Origin of the sequence: Subtercola frigoramans (assembly GCF_016907385.1) — a bacterium.
In the GTDB taxonomy this organism is placed as follows: Bacteria; Actinomycetota; Actinomycetes; order Actinomycetales; family Microbacteriaceae; genus Subtercola; species Subtercola frigoramans.
In genome coordinates this window covers 3,274,548-3,295,452 of the sequence record NZ_JAFBBU010000001.1, presented here as the reverse complement: position 1 = coordinate 3,295,452, position 20,905 = coordinate 3,274,548, and the positions used below count along the sequence as shown (strand labels likewise).

Here is a 20,905-nt window from a genome sequence, read left to right as displayed (position 1 = left end):
AGTTGTGACTCTCTCCATAACCATCGCGGCGGTGGGTTTAGTTGTCGTTCTGTTGTGCCCGGCGAGGCTCTCCGGTTTCTTTGGTGCGCTGACCGCCGTCTTTCTCGCGGGGCTCATTCCGTCAAACACGCCACCTCGAGATGTAATCCTCTACGCGCTCCTCGGGGCAGTGATCGTGATGTTCCTCGGTCTATTGCGATCTGCGCGATATGTCGAGATTCGGCGCACAAACCCCTGGATTATCGCGTTCGTAGTGGTTGTAACGCTTCGTCAGTTGGTCGAGGTGCAATGGCCTTACAGCTTACGAGTGGGTGTGACTGGGGCGGGAATTATTCTCGTTTCCGTTCTGGCAAGCCAAGAATGGACGGACAAACGAGGGCGTGAACGCGATTTGCTTGTTTGGTCCCTGCCCGTCCTGGTCATAGTTGAGTTTTGCCTCGCTTGGTCGGAGGAATTCGGTGGTGCAAAGGCACTCTGGCCGTTGAGTAATGGGACCGACGTGATCGGGAGCCGATACAACACAGTTCTTTCATCCCTCCCTGGGCGCGCACTAGGCTCGACGGGTCAGCCCATTCCCCTCGGGGCGCTGGCTTGCGCTGGGCTCGTAGTTTGCATATGGCTCCTCATAGAGAGACGTCGATATGGGTATATAGCTATTGCCGGTCTTGCCGTTGCGACGTTGATCTTCGCTGGCTCGCGGACCGCGATCATTGCAGCGATGGTCGCAACTCTTTACCTGCTACTCACCCGATCAAGATTGTCGAGCATTCCGTTATACCTCGCTGGCGGTGGGCTACTTCTTATCGGATTGTTTAATTCCAGCATTCTTGATCTGCTGGGGTTCTCCGACTTTTCCGACTCGACCTCGTACTCACACCGAGTAGGTGTTCTCGGATACGTGCCGGAACTGCTCAATCGAGGCTCTCTCGAGTTTCTATTCGGGAGTGGTTACACAACAATCGCCAATGCGCTGCAAAACAGTTCCGCTGGCTCAGACGGCATCACGGTCTTTGACCAAGAATACGTGCGAACTGCTTGGGGGTCTGGCCTTCTTGGGTTAGTTCTATTGGCAGGTGTCCTAATTTCGGGCTGGAGGAGGTCTGACAAACTGGGCCGGATGCTTCTCATTGTCATGGCGATTCTCTTTGCATCATGGGATGCGCTTGGCTGGAACATGGCCTTCACCATTTTTGCGATTGCCGCATCGAGATATACGACCCGGCGCGAAGTGACCACGGACAAAGAGGAGTTGTCACCCAATTCGACCGTATCGCGCGCCCCCACGAGTCGCACTTCAAGGTGAGGGGTACAACATTTCTGGATTGCGCGAAAGCCGAAGATTCAGCAGTGAGGAACCAATTTCAACCCAGCCGTACTCTGCCTACTCTGTTGATCGGCCCGACTCGTTGCGCATTCGCCGATGCCAGTAACCTCATGTTTTCCTCCCTGAAACGCCAGGCTGATAGTTTCGAAAGCGTGAGAACAAGGTGGGGTAATGGCGGAGTTTAGTTCAAGGTGGAAGCGGTATCTCAAGCCTGTGGGTGGTTCGGTCAGGCCCGAGATACAAGCGCTCCGAGCATTGGCTGTGTCGCTGGTAGTGGTCTACCACTTGTGGCCCTCAGGTCTTTCGGGCGGGTACGTGGGCGTCGACGTATTCTTTGTCATCTCAGGCTTCTTGATTACTTCGCACATTGTGAAAGAGATTGATCGCGGCCAATTTTCGTTGGTTTCGTTTTACTCGCGTCGCGCGCGTCGCCTGCTTCCCGCTTCTCTGCTTGTACTGTCGGCGACGCTGACCGCAACTTTCGTTTTTGTGCCGAAGAATCTCTGGGAGGAGTTCGGGCATCAGATTACTGCAAGCGCTCTATACGTCGAGAATTGGGCACTAGCCTCAAACGCGGTCGACTATTCGGCACTCGCTTCCGACGCGAGTCCGGTTCAGCACTTTTGGTCACTCTCCGTGGAGGAGCAGTTCTACCTCTTTTGGCCGCTCCTGCTGGTAACTGCGGCGGTTCTAGCGAGAAGATTCAGTTCGAATAGACGCCACCTCGTGATCGTCATTGCGGCAGTTTCGGTTGCGTCCCTGGCCTATTCAATTGTTGAGACTAGAAATGATCCGTCGGCCGCCTACTTCGTTACTCCGACGAGAGTTTGGGAGCTTGGAATCGGCGGCCTGCTTGCTTTTGCAGTGGACAGGTGGAAACTACCAGAGTTCACTCGGGTGCCGGCATCTTGGGTCGGAATCGCCGCAATAGTCTATGCGTCGTATTTCTACTCATCTTCAACCCCGTTTCCTGGGTGGCAAGCACTCATTCCGGTCGGCGGGGCATGCGTAGTCATTTGGGCAGGTACCACGCACCGCAGGTACGGTACTTCCGCCCTATTCGCGCTTCGACCCATTCAAGCGGTGGGTGACGTTTCTTATTCGTTGTATCTGTGGCATTGGCCTCTAATCGTGATTCTCCCGTTTGCTCTCGGTGCCGAATTGAATCAGCCGATGCGCATTGGAATCGTTCTCGTCTCCCTCGTCTTGGCGTTTGTGACCCGTGTGTACGTGGAATTGGCGTTTATACGCCCCCATGGTGCGGACTTAGAAGGTCGTGGACGAATCAGGCTAAAGGGGGTGAGAGTGTTGGTGGCCGTGCTTGCGGTGATGGCCGTTGTGGCCGTTCCGGCAGCCGGTATGTCCGCATACGCATCAACCCAGATAGCTTCCGCAGAGACGAGGATGGCCGACATTCTGGCCAATCCTCCAGCATGTTTCGGCGCTGCAGCCTTGGTTGTCGGCTCCGTCTGCTCACCTACTAAAGATTCAGAAATCGTGCCAAGTCCGATTCTCGCCGAAACTGACGACTTTGCGCAGAAGGGCCCGGGTCTGGGGTGTCAAATAAGTGGCGCTCAGACTTCGGCGAGGCAATGCGTTTTCGGAGACGTCAATAGCAAGGTGAGGATCGCGCTCGTTGGAGACTCACACGCTGCCCAGTGGCAGCCGGCTCTGGCTGAGATTGCGGTCGAGAACAAATGGAGCCTCACCACACTAGTTCGTTCATCGTGCCCATACTCGAGTGTTCTTCCAACAAATGCAAACGATAATTCCGGGGCCTGCGTCACCTGGAATAGGAATGTGGGTGTCGCTCTGGCTGAAGGAGGGTTCAGTCTCGTCATCGTTTCGACGCTCTCGGACACGCACTTTCAGCGGCAGGGAGATGAGACGAATTTCGAAGCTGCGACGCGGGGCTTTTCTGAAGCATGGGGCAAGCTCATCGAGTCTGGTACACCCGTGGTGGCAATTAGGGACAACCCGTTACCCACGAGTGCAGGGATTCACGATGAACCGAGCTGCGTCGCTTCGCATTCCGATCCGACTCAGTGCGATGTTAGCGAGGCTAAGGCGCTTGTGGCGGACCCGCAGGTGCCAGCTGTGATTGACACACCAGGGTCCAGGCTGATTGACCTGACAGGTGCATTTTGCATTTCGAAAGTTTGTCCTGCGGTTATCGGAGACGTTCTTGTGTATAGAAATAAGCAGCACATTACTGCAACTTACATGTCGACCCTTGCGCCGATCTTGGAGCAGAAGCTCCGGGTGGCCGCACCCCAGCTCTGGGCGGTGTCTGTGGCAGGTTGAAGTTCCCAAATGCGTCCGCCTTCGGACCAAAAAGAGAGGGCATTAGCGCTTTTGGGGCGTGCACCAGTCGCATTGTCTGGCACGTCCCGAGAGAATTTATGCTTCTTCAGGGGAAGCGCTGCAATACGACGATGGTCAGCGTTGCGCCGTAGACGTAATACTCCATTCACTGCACGGATCGTCTAAGGCATAGGTCCTATAGCGGTGACAGCACGAGGTCGATGTAGGGGGTGGAGGAGGATTCGCGGGTCATGATGTATGTGCCGACTGCGCCCCATTGGGTGTATCCGGTGTCTTCGGAGAGGGCGAGGGTCATTGTGGGGGTGGTGCCTTGGGATTGGACGTAGGTGGTGATGTCGGCGCTTCGGTAGGTGAGGGTGCCGTCGAGCATGGTGCTGCCGACGGTCGCGCCCATGGTGGGTTTGTTGTTGTAGTTGATGCCTGTTTCGGTCCAGGCTCCGGTCGCGGCGTGGGCGTCGAGTTTGACGGAGGAGCCGGGAGTTTCGGTGACTTGGCCGCGGAGGGAGAGCACGGCGGACTCGACTTGCATTCCGGTGAGTCCGGAGAGATCGAAGCTGAGGTAGCCGTATCGTGTGGTTGCTGGGTCGGAGGTGGCTTTCACGACGAGGCTGGATGCTGTGCCGAAGTTGTTTGCTGCGGCTGAGCCGCCTTGGACGTAGGTATCGGCGGTGGCGTAGAGACGTACCCGGGTGGGGTCGGTGATCGTGACGTTGAGGGGTGTGGCGTTTATTGTTACGCCGGCTGAGGTGACGCTGACGCTGATTGTTGTGGTTCCGATTGCGATCGCGGTGACGTTCCCGTTGGCATCGACGGTCGCGATGGCGTTGTTGCCTGAGGTGTAGACCGCGGTCATTCCGGTGGCGCTCATTGTGGTGCCGGTGGTGTCTTTCGGGGTGTAGGAAACGGTCGCGGTTTGACCAATGGTCATGCCTGTGGGCACACCAGTGGAGCTCACCGACCCCAGTCGTGTTCCCAAGGGTGGGGGAAGTGTTTGGCCGGGGGTGGTGGTGTCGTAGCTATAGAAGCGGACTTCTTTGATCGTGGTGGTTTTGTCGGTTGTTTCGTTTCCGTGGACGAGGAACCGGAGGTATTTTCCTGCGGGTGCGTTGGTTGTGACGATGGTTTGCCAGCCGTCGGGGCCGTCGTAGGAGCCGTTGTACTGGGTGGTCCAGGTGATGCTGTCGGTGGAGGTTTGGAACTCGTACTTGGTGTGCTGGGTGGAGTTCGCTTTCCAATTGACCATGAACGTCTTCACCGGTTGAGCGGAGGCCAATACCCAGTTGATGGTTTGATCCCCGGTCGCTGTCCACATCGTCGCGTCAGACCCATCAGTGGTTAACGCCGGAGTACCCGTGCTCGCCGACGACGATGAAATAGCTAATGGCAAAGGGTTGAGCACGAGGTCGATGTAGGGGGTGGAGGAGGATTCGCGGGTCATGATGTATGTGCCGACTGCGCCCCATTGGGTGTATCCGGTGTCTTCGGAGAGGGCGAGGGTCATTGTGGGGGTGGTGCCTTGGGATTGGACGTAGGTGGTGATGTCGGCGCTTCGGTAGGTGAGGGTGCCGTCGAGCATGGTGCTGCCGACGGTCGCGCCCATGGTGGGTTTGTTGTTGTAGTTGATGCCTGTTTCGGTCCAGGCTCCGGTCGCGGCGTGGGCGTCGAGTTTGACGGAGGAGCCGGGAGTTTCGGTGACTTGGCCGCGGAGGGAGAGCACGGCGGACTCGACTTGCATTCCGGTGAGTCCGGAGAGATCGAAGCTGAGGTAGCCGTATCGTGTGGTTGCTGGGTCGGAGGTGGCTTTCACGACGAGGCTGGATGCTGTGCCGAAGTTGTTTGCTGCGGCTGAGCCGCCTTGGACGTAGGTATCGGCGGTGGCGTAGAGACGTACCCGGGTGGGGTCGGTGATCGTGACGTTGAGGGGTGTGGCGTTTATTGTTACGCCGGCTGAGGTGACGCTGACGCTGATTGTTGTGGTTCCGATTGCGATCGCGGTGACGTTCCCGTTGGCATCGACGGTCGCGATGGCGTTGTTGCCTGAGGTGTAGACCGCGGTCATTCCGGTGGCGCTCATTGTGGTGCCGGTGGTGTCTTTCGGGGTGTAGGAAACGGTCGCGGTTTGACCAATGGTCATGCCTGTGGGCACACCAGTGGAGCTCACCGACCCCAGTCGTGTTCCCAAGGGTGGGGGAAGTGTTTGGCCGGGGGTGGTGGTGTCGTAGCTATAGAAGCGGACTTCTTTGATCGTGGTGGTTTTGTCGGTTGTTTCGTTTCCGTGGACGAGGAACCGGAGGTATTTTCCTGCGGGTGCGTTGGTTGTGACGATGGTTTGCCAGCCGTCGGGGCCGTCGTAGGAGCCGTTGTACTGGGTGGTCCAGGTGATGCTGTCGGTGGAGGTTTGGAACTCGTACTTGGTGTGCTGGGTGGAGTTCGCTTTCCAATTGACCATGAACGTCTTCACCGGTTGAGCGGAGGCCAATACCCAGTTGATGGTTTGATCCCCGGTCGCTGTCCACATCGTCGCGTCAGACCCATCAGTGGTTAACGCCGGAGTACCCGTGCTCGCCGACGACGATGAAATAGCTAATGGCAAAGGGTTGAGCACGAGGTCGATGTAGGGGGTGGAGGAGGATTCGCGGGTCATGATGTATGTGCCGACTGCGCCCCATTGGGTGTATCCGGTGTCTTCGGAGAGGGCGAGGGTCATTGTGGGGGTGGTGCCTTGGGATTGGACGTAGGTGGTGATGTCGGCGCTTCGGTAGGTGAGGGTGCCGTCGAGCATGGTGCTGCCGACGGTCGCGCCCATGGTGGGTTTGTTGTTGTAGTTGATGCCTGTTTCGGTCCAGGCTCCGGTCGCGGCGTGGGCGTCGAGTTTGACGGAGGAGCCGGGAGTTTCGGTGACTTGGCCGCGGAGGGAGAGCACGGCGGACTCGACTTGCATTCCGGTGAGTCCGGAGAGATCGAAGCTGAGGTAGCCGTATCGTGTGGTTGCTGGGTCGGAGGTGGCTTTCACGACGAGGCTGGATGCTGTGCCGAAGTTGTTTGCTGCGGCTGAGCCGCCTTGGACGTAGGTATCGGCGGTGGCGTAGAGACGTACCCGGGTGGGGTCGGTGATCGTGACGTTGAGGGGTGTGGCGTTTATTGTTACGCCGGCTGAGGTGACGCTGACGCTGATTGTTGTGGTTCCGATTGCGATCGCGGTGACGTTCCCGTTGGCATCGACGGTCGCGATGGCGTTGTTGCCTGAGGTGTAGACCGCGGTCATTCCGGTGGCGCTCATTGTGGTGCCGGTGGTGTCTTTCGGGGTGTAGGAAACGGTCGCGGTTTGACCAATGGTCATGCCTGTGGGCACACCAGTGGAGCTCACCGACCCCAAGTAATGCGGTGGAACAATTTGAGGCTGGGTGGTGGTGTCGTAGCTATAGAAGCGGACTTCTTTGATCGTGGTGGTTTTGTCGGTTGTTTCGTTTCCGTGGACGAGGAACCGGAGGTATTTTCCTGCGGGTGCGTTGGTTGTGACGATGGTTTGCCAGCCGTCGGGGCCGTCGTAGGAGCCGTTGTACTGGGTGGTCCAGGTGATGCTGTCGGTGGAGGTTTGGAACTCGTACTTGGTGTGCTGGGTGGAGTTCGCTTTCCAATTGACCATGAACGTCTTCACCGGTTGAGCGGAGGCCAATACCCAGTTGATGGTTTGATCCCCGGTCGCTGTCCACATCGTCGCGTCAGACCCATCAAAGGTCACAGCGGGCGTCCCGCTGCTCGCAGATGCGGACGACACAGCCACCGGAGCCGGTCGCACGGCAACCTCGATAAATGGGCGCGAGCTCGACTCTCTGCTCGTCACATAGGATCCGAGACCGGTCCCAGAATCTTGGGTAAGTCCAAGTGAAATGGATGACGGAGCGCCCACAGACTTGACGAAGGCGGAAATGTCCCCCTGCCTATACGTCAGAGTCCTGTTGATAACGACGCTAGACACAGTTGAGCCGAGGGCAGGCTTGTTCGTGTAGTTAGTCGTCCCCTCCGACCACGCATTCGTGGTTGTATGCGCGTCCAGTCGAACAGAGGAGCCCGATCCATCGCTCAGCACCCCGTTCAGGTTCAGAACTGCAGACGTCACCACCGAATTGTTGAGGGCCGAGAGATCGAAGTTGAAGAAGGCTATGCGATCGAAAGCCGGGTCTTTGCTTGGGCGCACGACGAGGTCTGTGGCAGTTCCAAAAGAAGTAGTCGAGGTTGCACCACCCTGGACGTAGGTGTCTGCGGAGGCGTAAATGCGGAATCTCGTGAGATTCTGGACCGAAACAGGACTCGATCCAAAGGCAGTGACACCGTCTTTGGAAGTCACGATCGCTACAATTCGTGTGCTCCCATCTCCCGTTGCTGTGACCAGCCCATTGGAGTCGACAGTCGCGACAGACGGATCAGCTGTCGTGTAAGCGGTGGAAAGTGTGGCCCGATCCATGACGGAACCCGTCGTTGAGGTTGCGGAGTAGGAGAGATTTGCGGTCTGCCCTACCACCATTGATGCAGGCACACCTGAAGTTGACACGGCATTCGGTCTTGGGGTTGACGGGGCGCCCGAATCACCCCGGATGTTGAAATTGTAGAATTTGACATCTTTAATGCCGGTGACCCCGTGGACGACAAACCTCACGTACTTTACCCATGGCGCTGTAGACGGCACCACGGTCTGCCAGCCATCCAGTCCCGAGTATGACCCGTCGTACCTGGTGGACCACGTTACGTTATCTAACGAGGTTTGGAACTCATACTTGGTGTATTTCGCAAGGTTGGCCTTCCAGTTCACCTGATAAGAAGGAAGCATCTGCGGGTCGCGAAGCGTCCAGCTAATTGTCTGATCGCCGATTCCCGACCAATAGGTTGTCCGAGAGCGATCGATGCTCATCTGCGGTGTCGTTGCAGAGGCACTCGATGTCGAGCTGACCGCAGAAATCGGCACCGGGCCAATGTCGATGTACACACTGTAGGTCCTGGGAGTCTTCCCACTCTCAGAAATTCGCGCGGTTGCGATTCCCGGTACGACCGTGGCCTGTGTCAGCGTGACTGTGCCGGAGGCGGAAGTGGCGGAAAGGAGAAGGTTTGCGCCACCCCGTGGAACGGTCACTCGATAGGCGCCGATGTCAGGGGAAAAGCCGTCAACAGGGCTTCCGCCGATGGTGAGCCCGGTTGCGCGTGAACTCCCTGAATCGCGCAGCGTCCAGTCTGAGAGCGGCTTCACCGGGTCGATTTGGGCACTTGAAGCGGCGTTCGTCGCGAGCGGCGTGAACTGCACAGCCAATGTTGTAGTTCCGCTACCGCCCGAAATGCTCACAGCGAGCTTTCGCAGGCCGTTGACCTGCTCCTGGGTCGCGGGGTTGGGAGAGGTTGGCAACGGAGCTGCCGGAATGTCTGAGAATCTGAAATTGTCTGCCGAGGTAATTCGCGCGAGCATCCTTTGGCCATTGCTCGAGAGGACCGCGGATCTACCGTCGCTTGAGATCGATATAGATGCGGCCGTGTGCATCCCCCACAGGGCATCGAACGGTTTTGTGGATGAGACCTCATCTTGGACGACGATCTGTTGTCGGTCGTCGAACGTTTGGATTCCCCGCTTCCACGATGTGACATCTTGGGGGTAGAGGCTAGACAGATCGGCGATTGCGATAGTAGATGAGTCGTTCGACTGTATGACGGGTTCCATCGGCCCGGCACGATGATCCAGAGAGTCTGCCGAGTAGGGGTCTATCACCAAGGTGTTCTGGCCTTCTGCGCGGTTGCGGTAGTAGTCCCACCTCTGCCCGTCGGGATTCAGGTCGTAGAATCCCGGTTGCGAGTCATCCTTGTCTCTTCCTAGTTCAGCGGCCCAGGTCTGCCCGAGTGAATCGAGACTAAACGTGCCAGCGTCCTGATGCTGATGGGCAACGTTGTAGAAGCTGCGAGTTCGGAGGGTTACAAAGGTCGCGTCGGGGTCGGTCCATGACGACCGAAATGCTGCCAGGCCTGCACCGCTGAAATACTTGTCTCGCGGCATTGCGGCTTCGCTCGGCGTGGAAACCTTCGCACTGGGCTCGAACCAAAGCAATCGCTGAACGATGTTTCCCGTCAGATCACCAACACTGCCAAGGTAACGAAAAGATGGGTTGTCGAAAATCTTCCCCAGACCGAGCAGAGATGAGCTCTGGTAAGAAGACCCAATGGCGTCTCCAAAATTTACCGGGTTACCTGTCGGGCCTGTGATGTATTGGGGGAAATATCCGATCTGGGAGACGCCGTTCAGGCCAGCGATACCGTAATCTCCGCCTGTCGCCGACCGGAGCGCAAGGATGGCGGTCGTCAGGTAGTCAGTCGAGTACTGCCAGTATGCGGGGCCCTCCGGGTATCCGCCGGACGAACCGAACTCCGAAATCCCGTTTGGCAAACTTGAGAGCGCGAGAGACATCACCTGACTGGAGAGCGTCGAATTGTCATAAGCAACAGCGAGTGCGCCCATGAGCATTCCCGAATTCGAGACGATGTTCCAGTTACTGCTTGCCTTTGCCCAATTGCCGCCGACCTTGTAGGGGCCAGCAACCGATGTCGACGCGTAAACCGGGAGGGATGCTTTCAACCCCATTTCGATAATTGCCGTTTGTAGTTGAGCGCGTTGACCTGGGGACCAGTAGTCGTAAAGCCAGTCGTACCCGATTGCAAACGCGTGTGTCATTTCCGCGGTATCCAAGAAGACGTCCGGGTGCCAATCCGGGAAGTTCGAAGCTGCGTCCAATTCAACCCAGAGTCGGTCTGCATATAGCGAATTTCCCGTTATTTGCCACATAAAGCCAAGTGCGTACGTTCGGTCGACAACCAACTTGCTTGTGGTCAACAGACTTTGACTGCCGTTGTTTAGGTCGTAGGTGACAGGCGTGGCGGCGATCGCCTTATCCGCTGCCGCCTTCACGTCGGCGTACCAGGCTTTTGCCGTGGCGTCCGTTGCCACCTCGATTCGTAGCGCAGCAAAGTCGTCTGCGGATGCCAACAGTCTTGGATGCGCGGTCGTTACTTGGTTCGAGGATGCTATGAGTCGTGCGCTCTCACTGGACGGGGTAGACATTGCGCCCAATTCACTTGCTGTGGAGATAGCAGGCTGCTGAGTAACCAAGAACCCCGTTGTCAGACTGAAGATTACGACAGCGTAAATGGCTAGCTTTGTCCCTTGAAAATGCATTCGAAGACCCCCAGCGAAGCAAACGACATACCCCCATAAATGGGGTAGTTGTCCTGAGTATGTCAGAGCATTGTGTCCACAGTGAAAGAATTTTTTTCGGCATCTGTCAAGAGCCTTACGCTGGGGGCGCGGCACCTACCACGACGATCTGCGTTGACAGAGCTACGGAGGTAGCCAATTCACGTCAATTCGCTACGGCGAACGATTAGCTGAGATCGGCGCGACACCCTCAATCGGAACCGTCGGGGATTCCTATGACTGTCAGTCTGTTCGGGTCGGAGCCATGATGGTTTCGGAAGTCCTGGCCGTGACGGCTTGACCCTTGCTTACGATTGGCCCTTCGGGTGCCTTGGCGTTGATCTGTCAGCTGTCCGGCCGGGCGCCGTAACAAAACACTGCGCCGGACGGGCGTGACCTAATAGGAGCCTGGAGCAACCTTTCGAGAGCGTCCCCGTGACAGTCCTGTCCACCCGCCGGCGTCAGTGCCACACCAGACTAACCCCGACAGAACAGGATCACCATGGCAGCTCCGGCACCCCTCAATTTGACCCGCTCCGGCCACATCGTCGTCGGCGTCGATACCCACAAACACGTCCATGTCGCCGCGGTCATGGACTCTATCGGAGGGATCCTCGCGTCGCTGACGATCGCGACCGACAACGGCGGCTACCAGCAGCTGCTCGACTGGGCGAACGGGTTCGGGCAAGTCATCGCGTTCGGTATCGAAGGCACCGGCTCGTACGGTGCGGGCCTCACCTCGTTCATCCGCCGCAACGGGCGTCGCGTCGTCGAGGTCAACCGGCCCGACCGTCGCATGCGACGACTCGCCGGCAAATCCGACACCCTCGACGCGGAGAACGCTGCCCGTGCGGTGATGGCCGGCTACGCGACGGCGGAACCAAAAAACTGCTGATGGGGCGGTGGAAATGATTAGGCAGTTGAAAGTCGCCCACGATACAGCCGTGAAGGACCGCACCTCAGCCATGATCACGCTGTAGGCCATGCTCATTCACGGTTCCGACCAGCTCCGTCAGGACACCGCCGGGAAGACCCAGATCATGCTCGCCCGCTTCCTCGGCGCGCTGCGCCCAACCCGGTTGGAGACGCCCGATGACAGCATCCGCCACACGCTGCGTTTCCTCGCGCGGCGTTGGCTTACCCTCGACGCCGAGATCACGGAACTCGAGACCATGATCGAGGGACTCGTTCTTCGAACCGCACCGCAGCTCGTTGAACCATTCGGCATCGGCATCGATACCGCCGCCGAGATACTCATCGTCGTCGGCGAAAACCCCGAGCGCATCCGCTCATCATCGTGCACCGCCCCCCGGGGTAGTACTAGAATGGCCCCCGAGAGTGCAAATACACAGCCCGGATGCGACACATAAATGACTGCGGCAAACACGACGCTGTCTCCGCGCATGCCCGCTAGGAGAGAAAGCTAGGTGTGATCGCGGCGAGCTGAGCGGCAAGGATCAGTGCGTAGCGATGCCCTCGACGACTCGACGTCGATACGCGCGTCGACCTGAAACTCGAATGACACGTCACGTTAGCGCCCGACTGAATTACGCCCCGGGCACCGTTTGACAAGTATGAGCAGCTAATGACGTGGCTTAGATGTTCGTTTCCGTCGTGTTACGGTACGGCTGCCAAATGCTATTTGCTGCCAAAATTGTTGAATGACCGAACGAGACGCTCTGCAGGTGGCAGTTGACATCGCACTCCGAGCGGCGATGGAGTTGCATCGCGAAGGAGATGGCCACGGCGCTTCGATGATTGCGCAGGTTGCCCTAGGCTTATCGATAGGCGACAGTTGTTCCTTGTCGAGTGAGCCTTCGTAACTGGGGGCGCCACACGCGAGCCCCGATCTTCTTCGAGTCAAGAGAGACGGATATCGCTCCAGACAGCGGCCACACCTTGGTCAAGCGTCGTGATTGACGGGTAACCGAACTCGTCTGTGAATCTAGACGTATCTAACACGACTGTGTCGACGAACGTGGCGGGTTTTGGTAAGTCCCTCGTGCTGAAATTCACTTCGGTGATTCGGCGGATGGAGTCGAAAACCTCGTTGACCGTCGTTCCGTGCCCACTGCCCAGATTGTAGGTGTCGTGCTTCGGTTCGCTTGCAACGAGAGCCAGGATCATTTCTATCAAGTCATTCACATAGACATAGTCTCGGACCATTGAGCCATTGCCCAGGCGAGAAATTTCTGCCCCAGTGTGGACCTGATGAAGGACGATGGGAATCAATCCTTGGCGTTTTTCGACGCTCTGTCCTGTGCCATACGGATTGGAAATTCTTAGTGCGTAGGATTGCAAACCGTGCTTTACACGAAAGTACCGAAGATAGTTTTCAATCGTCAATTTACCGATTCCGTATGGAGAAACCGGCAGAACTCTGTCATCCTCGCGGAAGAAATCAATGTCTTGAGTTCCATATATCGCGCCTCCGCTTGACGCGTAGTAAAACCGACTGATCCCCGCCTCGACGCACAACTCGAGCAAGTCAACAGACTGACTAACGTTAGTCCGCAGGTCGAGGGAAGGTTCATTTTCAGCGGTCATCGGTGTCGTCGTTGACAGAAAGTGAAAGACATACTCCTGGCCTACTAAGGCTGAAGCAAGATCGAACCTGCTAAGAAAATCGCCGATGTGAGCCTTCACTCCAGGCACCTGAATTGCTTGGATGCCGCGACTGAATCTGTCGAAGGCGACTACTTCATGCCCAGCCCTGGCCAGGGCATTCGAGAGGTGTGCTCCCAAGAAGCCGTTTCCACCAATTACGAGACAATTGGCCATCAGCGCCCCAACTCAGTGCGGTACATTCGGCCACGATTACCTTCGGACTCCTGAGACCTAGCTCGGTCGTAGATCGATTCAAGTTTCGCCGCGCAAATTCTAATGTCGAATTCATCGGAAATGAATCGCTTTCCCGCGGCGCCGAGTTCGGCGGCGAAGTCGGGATCGCTAAGGAGCCTCGACAAGGCGGCTGCTAGTAGATCCGGCTGGCCTTCTGGGACCAGGAGTCCAGTGATTTCGTTCTTGACAGCCTCGGGAATGCCCGAATGCGTCGTAGCGACAATTGGTAGCCCCTCATTGGCCGCTTCGAGAATTATTGTAGGTAGACCTTCAGAATCACCGTCTGCTGCTGTCTTCGAGGGCACGGCCAACAGCAATGCGTTGGTCATAAGCGATTTGATGGTGGCAGGCGGCAGAGACCCGACGAATTCTGCGTTTACACCCAGCCGTTGGGCCTGGGCCTCGAGGTCGAAGCGAAGCGGGCCATCTCCGACAATGATCAATTTGGTGTTCTCGAAGCCGGCATTAAGTGTCGACACCGCTGAGATCAGATCGGATACGCCCTTCTTTTCTACCAACCTCCCCACAAACAGGATTCCGGCCCTCTGCCTCGGAGTTTGTTGAACATTTGGGTCGGTGACTATACCAAGGTGAACGACGTGTAACTTCTCGGGATCGGCACCGCGGCCGATTGCGCTTTCGGCCATGAACTGCGAGTTTGCAATAATCGCGCTCGAGTAATCAAATGCTTCTCGAAGTCGCTTCGAATCGCGTCGCCCCTTGGCGGTTTCAGGCAGCTTCTTTGACACGTCGAACCCATAAACGCTCACAACGAGCGGGATGTGAGCCTTTCGCAAGGTGGGCACTATCAATGCAGCATCCGTACCAAAGTGTGCATGAACCAACGCGGGCTTCAGACTCTCCAGCGATTTGCGAAGATTCGGCGAATAGCGGGTCATTCTGAACCAGCGGAGGGCGATAGCCGCGACGTATCGATTTGGGTGCACGATCACGTCGTCTGTTCTGGACAGTGCGGACTCAAACCTTTTGAAACCCAGCGTGCTCACTGACCATCTTGAAATTGCGTCAGACTGAGTGCGGATGAAGGTCTCGGTGCCCTGAAGGACGATCACTCTCCAAAAGGTAACCCGGTTTATTGCGCCGTTCATCGCAGATCCTTCCAATTCGGGTGCGTGGAGGCGGTGCTCAATTCTCAAATTCCAGTTCAACCCTAGCTGGAGTCGAATGCGTGCATGACCGCATCAATTTTGCAGTCGACGCGCAATCCCGCCGAGTATCTATCGCAATCAGCAGGGTCAGCAGATTCTTAACGGCCGAGAAGCTGATCGGAGGCTGGACGAGTGTGTGAAGTCTGTTACAACGAAGGGCCGTGTCAGTGACGCATAAATGAAACACGGAACTGGTATGAATGAACCGTAAGCACAGCGCCGTGAGGTTCACCAGATCAAATGGGATAGCGAATATGAGAGTTTCAGTCATCGGCTGCGGCTACCTGGGTGCGGTGCATGCTGCCGCTATGGCGGAACTTGGTCATGAAGTGGTTGGCGTAGATGTCGACCCCAACAAGATCGCGATGCTGTCATTGGGCAAGGCGCCGTTCTTCGAGCCAGGTCTTCCTGAGATCCTGGCGACTGGAATGGCTTCTGGAAGACTTTCCTTCACCTCGGACATCTCGCAGGTGCGGGGTGCTCAGATTCATTTTGTAGCAGTTGGCACCCCACAAAAGAAAGGGGAGAACGCAGCAGATCTGACGTACGTGAACGCAGCTATCGAGGCGTTGCTGCCTCATCTTGGCGATGGTGAACTTGTTGCCGGGAAGTCGACTGTACCTGTCGGCACAGCGCAGCGGCTAGCGGGGAGAATTGCCGACGCCGGATCCGGAGCCATGCTGGCATGGAATCCGGAGTTTCTGCGCGAAGGCTTCGCAGTACAAGACACAATAAGCCCTGATCGACTGGTCTACGGGGTTGCGCTGGGCGAAAGTGGGGCGGCGGCAAAGGCTCTACTCGACGAGGTGTACGCCACGGCCTTATCCAAAGACACTCCGCTCGTCGTGACGGACTACGCAACTGCTGAATTGGTGAAAGTCTCGGCGAACGCCTTTCTTGCAACGAAGATCTCTTTCATCAATGCAATGGCTGAAATCGCTGAGAGTACTGGCGCTGACGTCACTCAGCTTGCTGATGCCATCGGGTTTGACGCACGCATTGGGCGCCGCTTCTTGAACGCTGGGGTCGGGTTCGGCGGAGGCTGCTTGCCAAAGGACATTCGGGCTTTCACGGCTCGAGCCGAAGAACTTGGCCGGGGCGAGTCAGTCGCATTCCTCAAGGAAGTCGACTCGATCAACCTGCGACGCCGCCAGAAGGTCGTCGATCTAGTTGTGGAATCCTTCGGGGGCAGCGTGTTCGGCAAGCGAGTGGCCGTACTCGGCCTGGCGTTCAAGCCCGACTCGGATGACATTCGAGACTCGCCTGCTCTGGATGTAGCTGTGCAGCTAAAGGGTCTCGGTGCAGAGGTGCTCGCGATCGACCCCGAGGCGAACTCGAACGCTGCACGGACTCACCCGCAGCTGAACTATGTCTCCGACGTCGACGACGCACTGACCGGAGCAGAGGCCGTGGTGGTCGTGACGGAGTGGAAGCAGTTCAGAGAGCTGGATCCTGTTCGAGTTGCGGGACTCGTCTCCCGGCCCTTCGTGATCGACGGGCGCAACTGTCTCGACCCGGTGGCCTGGCGTGCAGCAGGTTGGACCTACAAGGGTCTTGGTCGCCCTTAGCGAGTATAGGGGAGTGTCGGATGCGGCCAAATGGAAAGATCGACGTTTCTTGCTTTCCTCAACCGCCTTGTTGCTCGGAAACGGCGCCGTAGAATTGACGGGTGAGCACAGCATCTAAACCCGTCGACGTCGTTTTGATCGGTGGTGGCATCATGAGTGCCACCCTTGGCGCATTGATCAAGCTACTTCAGCCCGACTGGAGCATCCAGATCTTTGAGAAGCTCGACGCAGTCGCGCTCGAGAGCTCCAACCCGTGGAACAACGCCGGTACCGGGCACGCTGCACTGTGTGAACTGAACTACATGCCACAGGCTGCTGACGGCAGCGTCGAAAGCTCCAAGGCCGTAGCCATCAATGAGCAGTTCCAGGTGAGCCGGCAGCTGTGGTCGTACCTGATTGAAAAAGGACTGCTCGGCGCACCCGAGACTTTCATCAACCAGACTCCGCACATGACTTTCGTTTCGGGGGAGTCGAATGTCGAGTACCTGAAGAAGCGGTACGACGTTCTGAAAAATGAACCGTTGTTCGAAGGAATCGAGTATTCCGACGACCCCCGAGTGATCTATGGGTGGGCTCCGTTGTTGATGCGCGATCGTCGCAAAGGTGAACCCGTGGCTGCTACTCGCGTGCCGGCCGGGACCGACGTCGATTTCGGGGCACTGACGCATCAACTTTTCGACTATCTCCGTGACAACGGCGCAGAGCTGCACACCGGGCGCAGCGTGAACAGCCTGAAGAAGCAGAGTGACGGCACGTGGAATGTCGGGTTCCGTCATCTCGTGGGGGGTACCCCGGCAAAGGTGAACGCCCGATTCGTATTCGTTGGTGCCGGCGGCGGTGCTCTGCACCTTCTCCAGAAGTCGGGCATTCCCGAGATCAAGGGGTTTGGTGGGTTCCCGATCAGCGGTGAATTCCTCCGTACCGACAATCCTGCAGTTGTGCGTGAGCACCAGGCGAAGGTCTATGGCAAGGCGGCCGTGGGTGCGCCGCCCATGTCTGTACCTCACCTCGACAAGCGTGTCGTCGACGGGGAAGCTTCGCTTCTCTTCGGGCCGTACGCAGGCTTCAGCCCGAAGTTTCTCAAGTCGGGCTCATGGTTGGATCTCCCTCTGTCGATCAAGCCGGGCAACATCGGCCCCATGCTGGCCGTAGCCCGAGACAATTTCGATCTGCTCAAGTACTTGATCAGCGAGGTATTCGCCAGTCGTGCCAAGAAGCTGAAGGCACTTCAGGAGTTCATGCCCACTGCGCGTGCGGAGGATTGGTACCTGATCGCCGCCGGCCAACGCGTGCAGGTCATGAAGAAGGATGCGAAAAAGGGTGGCGTACTACAGTTCGGCACCGAGGTCGTCACTTCTGCAGACGGGTCGATTGCTGGACTGTTGGGCGCCTCGCCGGGCGCATCGACAGCGGTGCCGATCATGCTCGAGCTGATCGAACGATGCTTCTCGTCGCAGTATGCAGGTTGGGTGCCTGCGCTGAAGAAGATGATTCCTTCTCTCGGCACAAAATTGAATGAGTCACCGTCGAAGGCGAAGAAGACGCTCGCTGAGACTGCGAAGGTGCTCGATCTCGTGGTCGAGGTTTAGCTAGACCTTCTTCCACGTGGCGGCGTTGTCCGCGGACGTGTATAGGTCATTGTTGGCCCAGAGCCAGAGTTCGTTTCCTGACACCGCCAGTGCGAGCGCAGTCGGACTCGTGACGTCTGCAAGGCAGCCGAGATCGGCAGCACCCGCAGCGGACAAAGCGGTGGGCAGATATTTGAACTTCACCCCTGAGCATCCTGTGTCTCCGAACACGGCGATGTCGACACCTGAGTCTTTCTGGGCGATGGCGTAGATGCCAGGAATCTGGATGCTCGACGGCAGCGTGGCCGCAGACAGATTTGACGTGCGGTCTGGATAGGCCTGCCAGAACTCGCCTTGGGTGAACGTACTAACGGCGGTCGGGGTGCAGCTCGGCTCAACCCGCGCCAGCAGATTCACCTGGGAATCGGTTACCACCGTGAGGGCGTCGATTTGCCGGAGTGTTACGTCGGTCGGCGTGACTGAGGACCACGTTGCACCGCCGTCAGTGGTGCGCTCAACTGTTGGTGGTGGGCCATCGCACGCCCCGCGGGTGGCTCGGAACCCGATGCCCTGGCTCGTGAACCCGAGGTAGCGCAGATCTGAGCCCTCGCTGACGAGTGGGATGTTCGGCGCCCTAGAAGCTACAAGGGGGGCCGTTGGGGCAGAAGTCGATACAGTTGGCGACGGCATCGGCACGGCACCTGAAGTGGTCTCAACCGCCGGAGGGCGCAGCGCGAAGATGACAAGAACGATATCGGCAGCGAGAAACACTGTCGCGGCAATCGCCAACAACCGAAACCGCCGATTCTCCCTCATCGAGGAATTACCGATGCTCGGTCAGAGTAAGAATTCACAGCCATTCCTCCGGTGCTCGTTGCGGACCGGCGTCATTGACGGGTGGGGCGATAAGTAGGGACTGACTCTCAAGAATACGACGAAAATGCGTTGCTCGGGTTCTATCCGCCAGTGTCGATTTGTTCCTAAAGCGATCGATCCCCCATCATGGTGACATGAGGGGAATTATTCTTGCAGGCGGGTCTGGTACGAGGCTTCATCCAATCACGCTCGGCATTTCGAAACAGTTGGTGCCGATCTACGACAAACCGATGATCTATTATCCGCTCTCGACACTCATCAACGCCGGCATCAGGGAGATCTTGATCATCACCACTCCCCATGACGCCGATCAATTCAAGCGTTTGCTCGGGGATGGTTCTCAATTCGGCATCTCACTTACCTTCGCTGTACAGCCGGAGCCGAATGGATTGGCACAGGCGTTCGTAATTGGCGCTTCCTTTATCGGCGATGAAAGTGTGGCTCTCGTCCTGGGTGACAACATCTTTTACGGGCCGGGTCTTGGGTCCAAGCTATCGCGATTCAGCAATATCGAAGGTGGCGCAATATTCGCATACTGGGTTGCCGAGCCCTCGGCCTACGGAGTTGTCGATTTCGACGAAAACGGTATTGCGTTGTCACTCGAGGAGAAGCCTGCTAAGCCGAAGAGCAATTATGCCGTGCCCGGACTTTACTTCTACGACAACGATGTGGTCGAGATCGCCGCAGGTCTTAGCCCTTCCCCGCGAGGCGAATATGAGATCACCGATGTCAACTCCGCCTACTTGGAGCAGGGCAGGTTGAAGGTTGAAGTGCTTCCACGGGGAACCGCTTGGCTGGACACGGGCACATTCGATTCGATGACTGATGCAAGTGAGTATGTACGCACAATCGAACGGCGCCAAGGACTAAAGATCGGTTCGCCCGAGGAAGTCGCTTGGCGTCAAGGATTTCTCACGGACGACGAGCTTCGCGAACGAGCTAGTAAGCTGGTGAAATCGGGCTACGGCGCCTACTTGATTGAAGCTATCGAGCGGGGTAAATAGGTAAATGGGCGCAATTCTTGTCACTGGCGGAGCCGGATTTATCGGTTCGAATTTCGTGCATTACGTCCTCGAAAATACGGATCATTCTGTTACTGTCCTGGATTCGCTCACATACGCGGGGAATCGCGCATCGCTACTGGGATTGCCCGAAGATCGTTTTCAGTTTGTGCACGGAGACATTCGAGATGCTGAACTTGTCCACGAACTGTTTGAGCGACATGATTCAGTCGTGCACTACGCGGCAGAATCGCACAATGACAATTCGCTCCATGACCCGAGACCGTTCCTCGAGACCAACATCATCGGGACATACACGCTACTGGAGGCAGCGAGGCGGCACGGAACTCGGTTTCACCACATTTCCACGGACGAAGTATACGGAGATCTCGAGCTCGACGACCCTGCTCGGTTCACCGAAGACACTCCGTACAATCCCTCTAGCCCATACTCATCCACCAAGGCGGGTTCGGACTTGCTGGTGCGTGCGTGGGTGCGGTCATTCGGGGTGAAAGCGACGATCAGCAATTGTTCAAACAACTACGGACCATACCAGCACGTAGAGAAATTCATTCCCCGTCAGATAACCAACGTGTTGACCGGAAACCGACCGAAGCTCTATGGAGCGGGAGAGAATGTGCGTGACTGGATTCATGCTAACGATCACTCTTCGGCGGTGCTTGCCATTCTCGACATTGGGGTAATTGGCGAAACGTACCTCATCGGTGCCGACGGCGAGAAGAACAATAAGGATGTGGTCGAACTTATTCTCAAGCTTTTGGGCCAAGAACCAGACGCCTACGACCACGTTATCGACCGCCCAGGGCACGACATGCGTTATGCGATTGACTCGTCGAAGCTTCGGACGGAGCTTGGATGGGTGCCAAAGTTCTCGGACTTCGAGAGTGGGTTAGCCGAGACCATTGAATGGTATCGAGCTCATGATTCGTGGTGGATTCCCCAAAAGGCTGAGGCTGAGGCGCGTTACAAGCAACAGGGGCAGTAGTC

At 57.1% G+C, this 20,905-nt stretch carries 12 protein-coding genes; 8 read left to right on the top strand and 4 right to left on the bottom strand.

The genetic code is table 11. From position 1 onward, the window contains the following. The first annotated feature begins 4 nt into the window (after positions 1-4). Complete coding sequence (locus tag JOE66_RS15305) at positions 5-1,303, top strand: hypothetical protein (RefSeq protein ID WP_205110894.1); 1,299 nt, start codon at positions 5-7, stop codon at positions 1,301-1,303. Between the two features lie 192 nt (positions 1,304-1,495). Beyond that, positions 1,496-3,628 carry an acyltransferase family protein gene (locus JOE66_RS15300; protein ID WP_205110892.1) on the top strand — a complete coding sequence of 711 codons (2,133 nt, stop codon included), beginning with the start codon at positions 1,496-1,498 and terminating at the stop codon, positions 3,626-3,628. 196 nt (positions 3,629-3,824) lie between these two features. Here the strand turns inward: JOE66_RS15300 and JOE66_RS17915 are convergent, their stop codons facing one another. Next, positions 3,825-9,683 (bottom strand): CBM96 family carbohydrate-binding protein, encoded by a 5,859-nt coding sequence (locus JOE66_RS17915; protein WP_504739133.1) that lies wholly within the window; start codon positions 9,681-9,683, stop codon positions 3,825-3,827. A gap of 1,693 nt (positions 9,684-11,376) precedes the next feature. Between JOE66_RS17915 and JOE66_RS15290 the strand changes: the two genes are divergently transcribed. Further along, entirely contained in the window at positions 11,377-11,769 is a 393-nt protein-coding gene (locus JOE66_RS15290) for an IS110 family transposase (RefSeq protein WP_205110888.1), read from the top strand. Positions 11,770-11,857: 88 nt separating this feature from the next. Next, positions 11,858-12,244 (top strand): hypothetical protein, encoded by a 387-nt coding sequence (locus JOE66_RS15285; RefSeq protein ID WP_205110887.1) that lies wholly within the window; start codon positions 11,858-11,860, stop codon positions 12,242-12,244. 490 nt (positions 12,245-12,734) lie between these two features. Here the strand turns inward: JOE66_RS15285 and JOE66_RS15280 are convergent, their stop codons facing one another. Both JOE66_RS15280 and JOE66_RS15275 read right to left on the bottom strand, forming a co-directional pair. Further along, positions 12,735-13,655, bottom strand: a complete 921-nt coding sequence (locus JOE66_RS15280; RefSeq protein WP_205110885.1) for an NAD-dependent epimerase/dehydratase family protein — start codon at positions 13,653-13,655, stop codon at positions 12,735-12,737. Further along, complete coding sequence (locus JOE66_RS15275; protein WP_205110883.1) at positions 13,655-14,824, bottom strand: glycosyltransferase; 1,170 nt, start codon at positions 14,822-14,824, stop codon at positions 13,655-13,657. The genes JOE66_RS15280 and JOE66_RS15275 overlap by 1 nt, the downstream gene beginning before the upstream one ends. A 314-nt stretch (positions 14,825-15,138) precedes the next feature. Between JOE66_RS15275 and JOE66_RS15270 the strand changes: the two genes are divergently transcribed. After that, entirely contained in the window at positions 15,139-16,452 is a 1,314-nt protein-coding gene (locus JOE66_RS15270) for a UDP-glucose dehydrogenase family protein (RefSeq protein ID WP_205112088.1), read from the top strand. Positions 16,453-16,553: 101 nt separating this feature from the next. Beyond that, positions 16,554-18,041, top strand: coding sequence for a malate:quinone oxidoreductase (locus tag JOE66_RS15265; RefSeq protein WP_205110880.1), 1,488 nt, complete (start codon positions 16,554-16,556; stop codon positions 18,039-18,041). On the opposite strand, the gene JOE66_RS15260 is transcribed toward JOE66_RS15265, so the two are convergent. Further along, positions 18,042-18,455: a hypothetical protein gene (locus tag JOE66_RS15260; RefSeq protein WP_205110878.1), complete on the bottom strand. Its 414-nt coding sequence runs from the start codon at positions 18,453-18,455 to the stop codon at positions 18,042-18,044. A 575-nt stretch (positions 18,456-19,030) separates the two neighbouring features. Here JOE66_RS15260 and rfbA point away from each other — a divergent pair. Together rfbA and rfbB are read left to right on the top strand one after the other, a co-directional pair. Continuing rightward, entirely contained in the window at positions 19,031-19,900 is an 870-nt protein-coding gene (gene rfbA, locus JOE66_RS15255) for a glucose-1-phosphate thymidylyltransferase RfbA (RefSeq protein ID WP_205110875.1), read from the top strand. A 4-nt stretch (positions 19,901-19,904) separates the two neighbouring features. Further along, on the top strand, positions 19,905-20,903 hold the full coding sequence (gene rfbB / locus JOE66_RS15250) for a dTDP-glucose 4,6-dehydratase (protein ID WP_205110873.1): 999 nt from the start codon (positions 19,905-19,907) through the stop codon (positions 20,901-20,903). Positions 20,904-20,905: the final 2 nt, after the last annotated feature.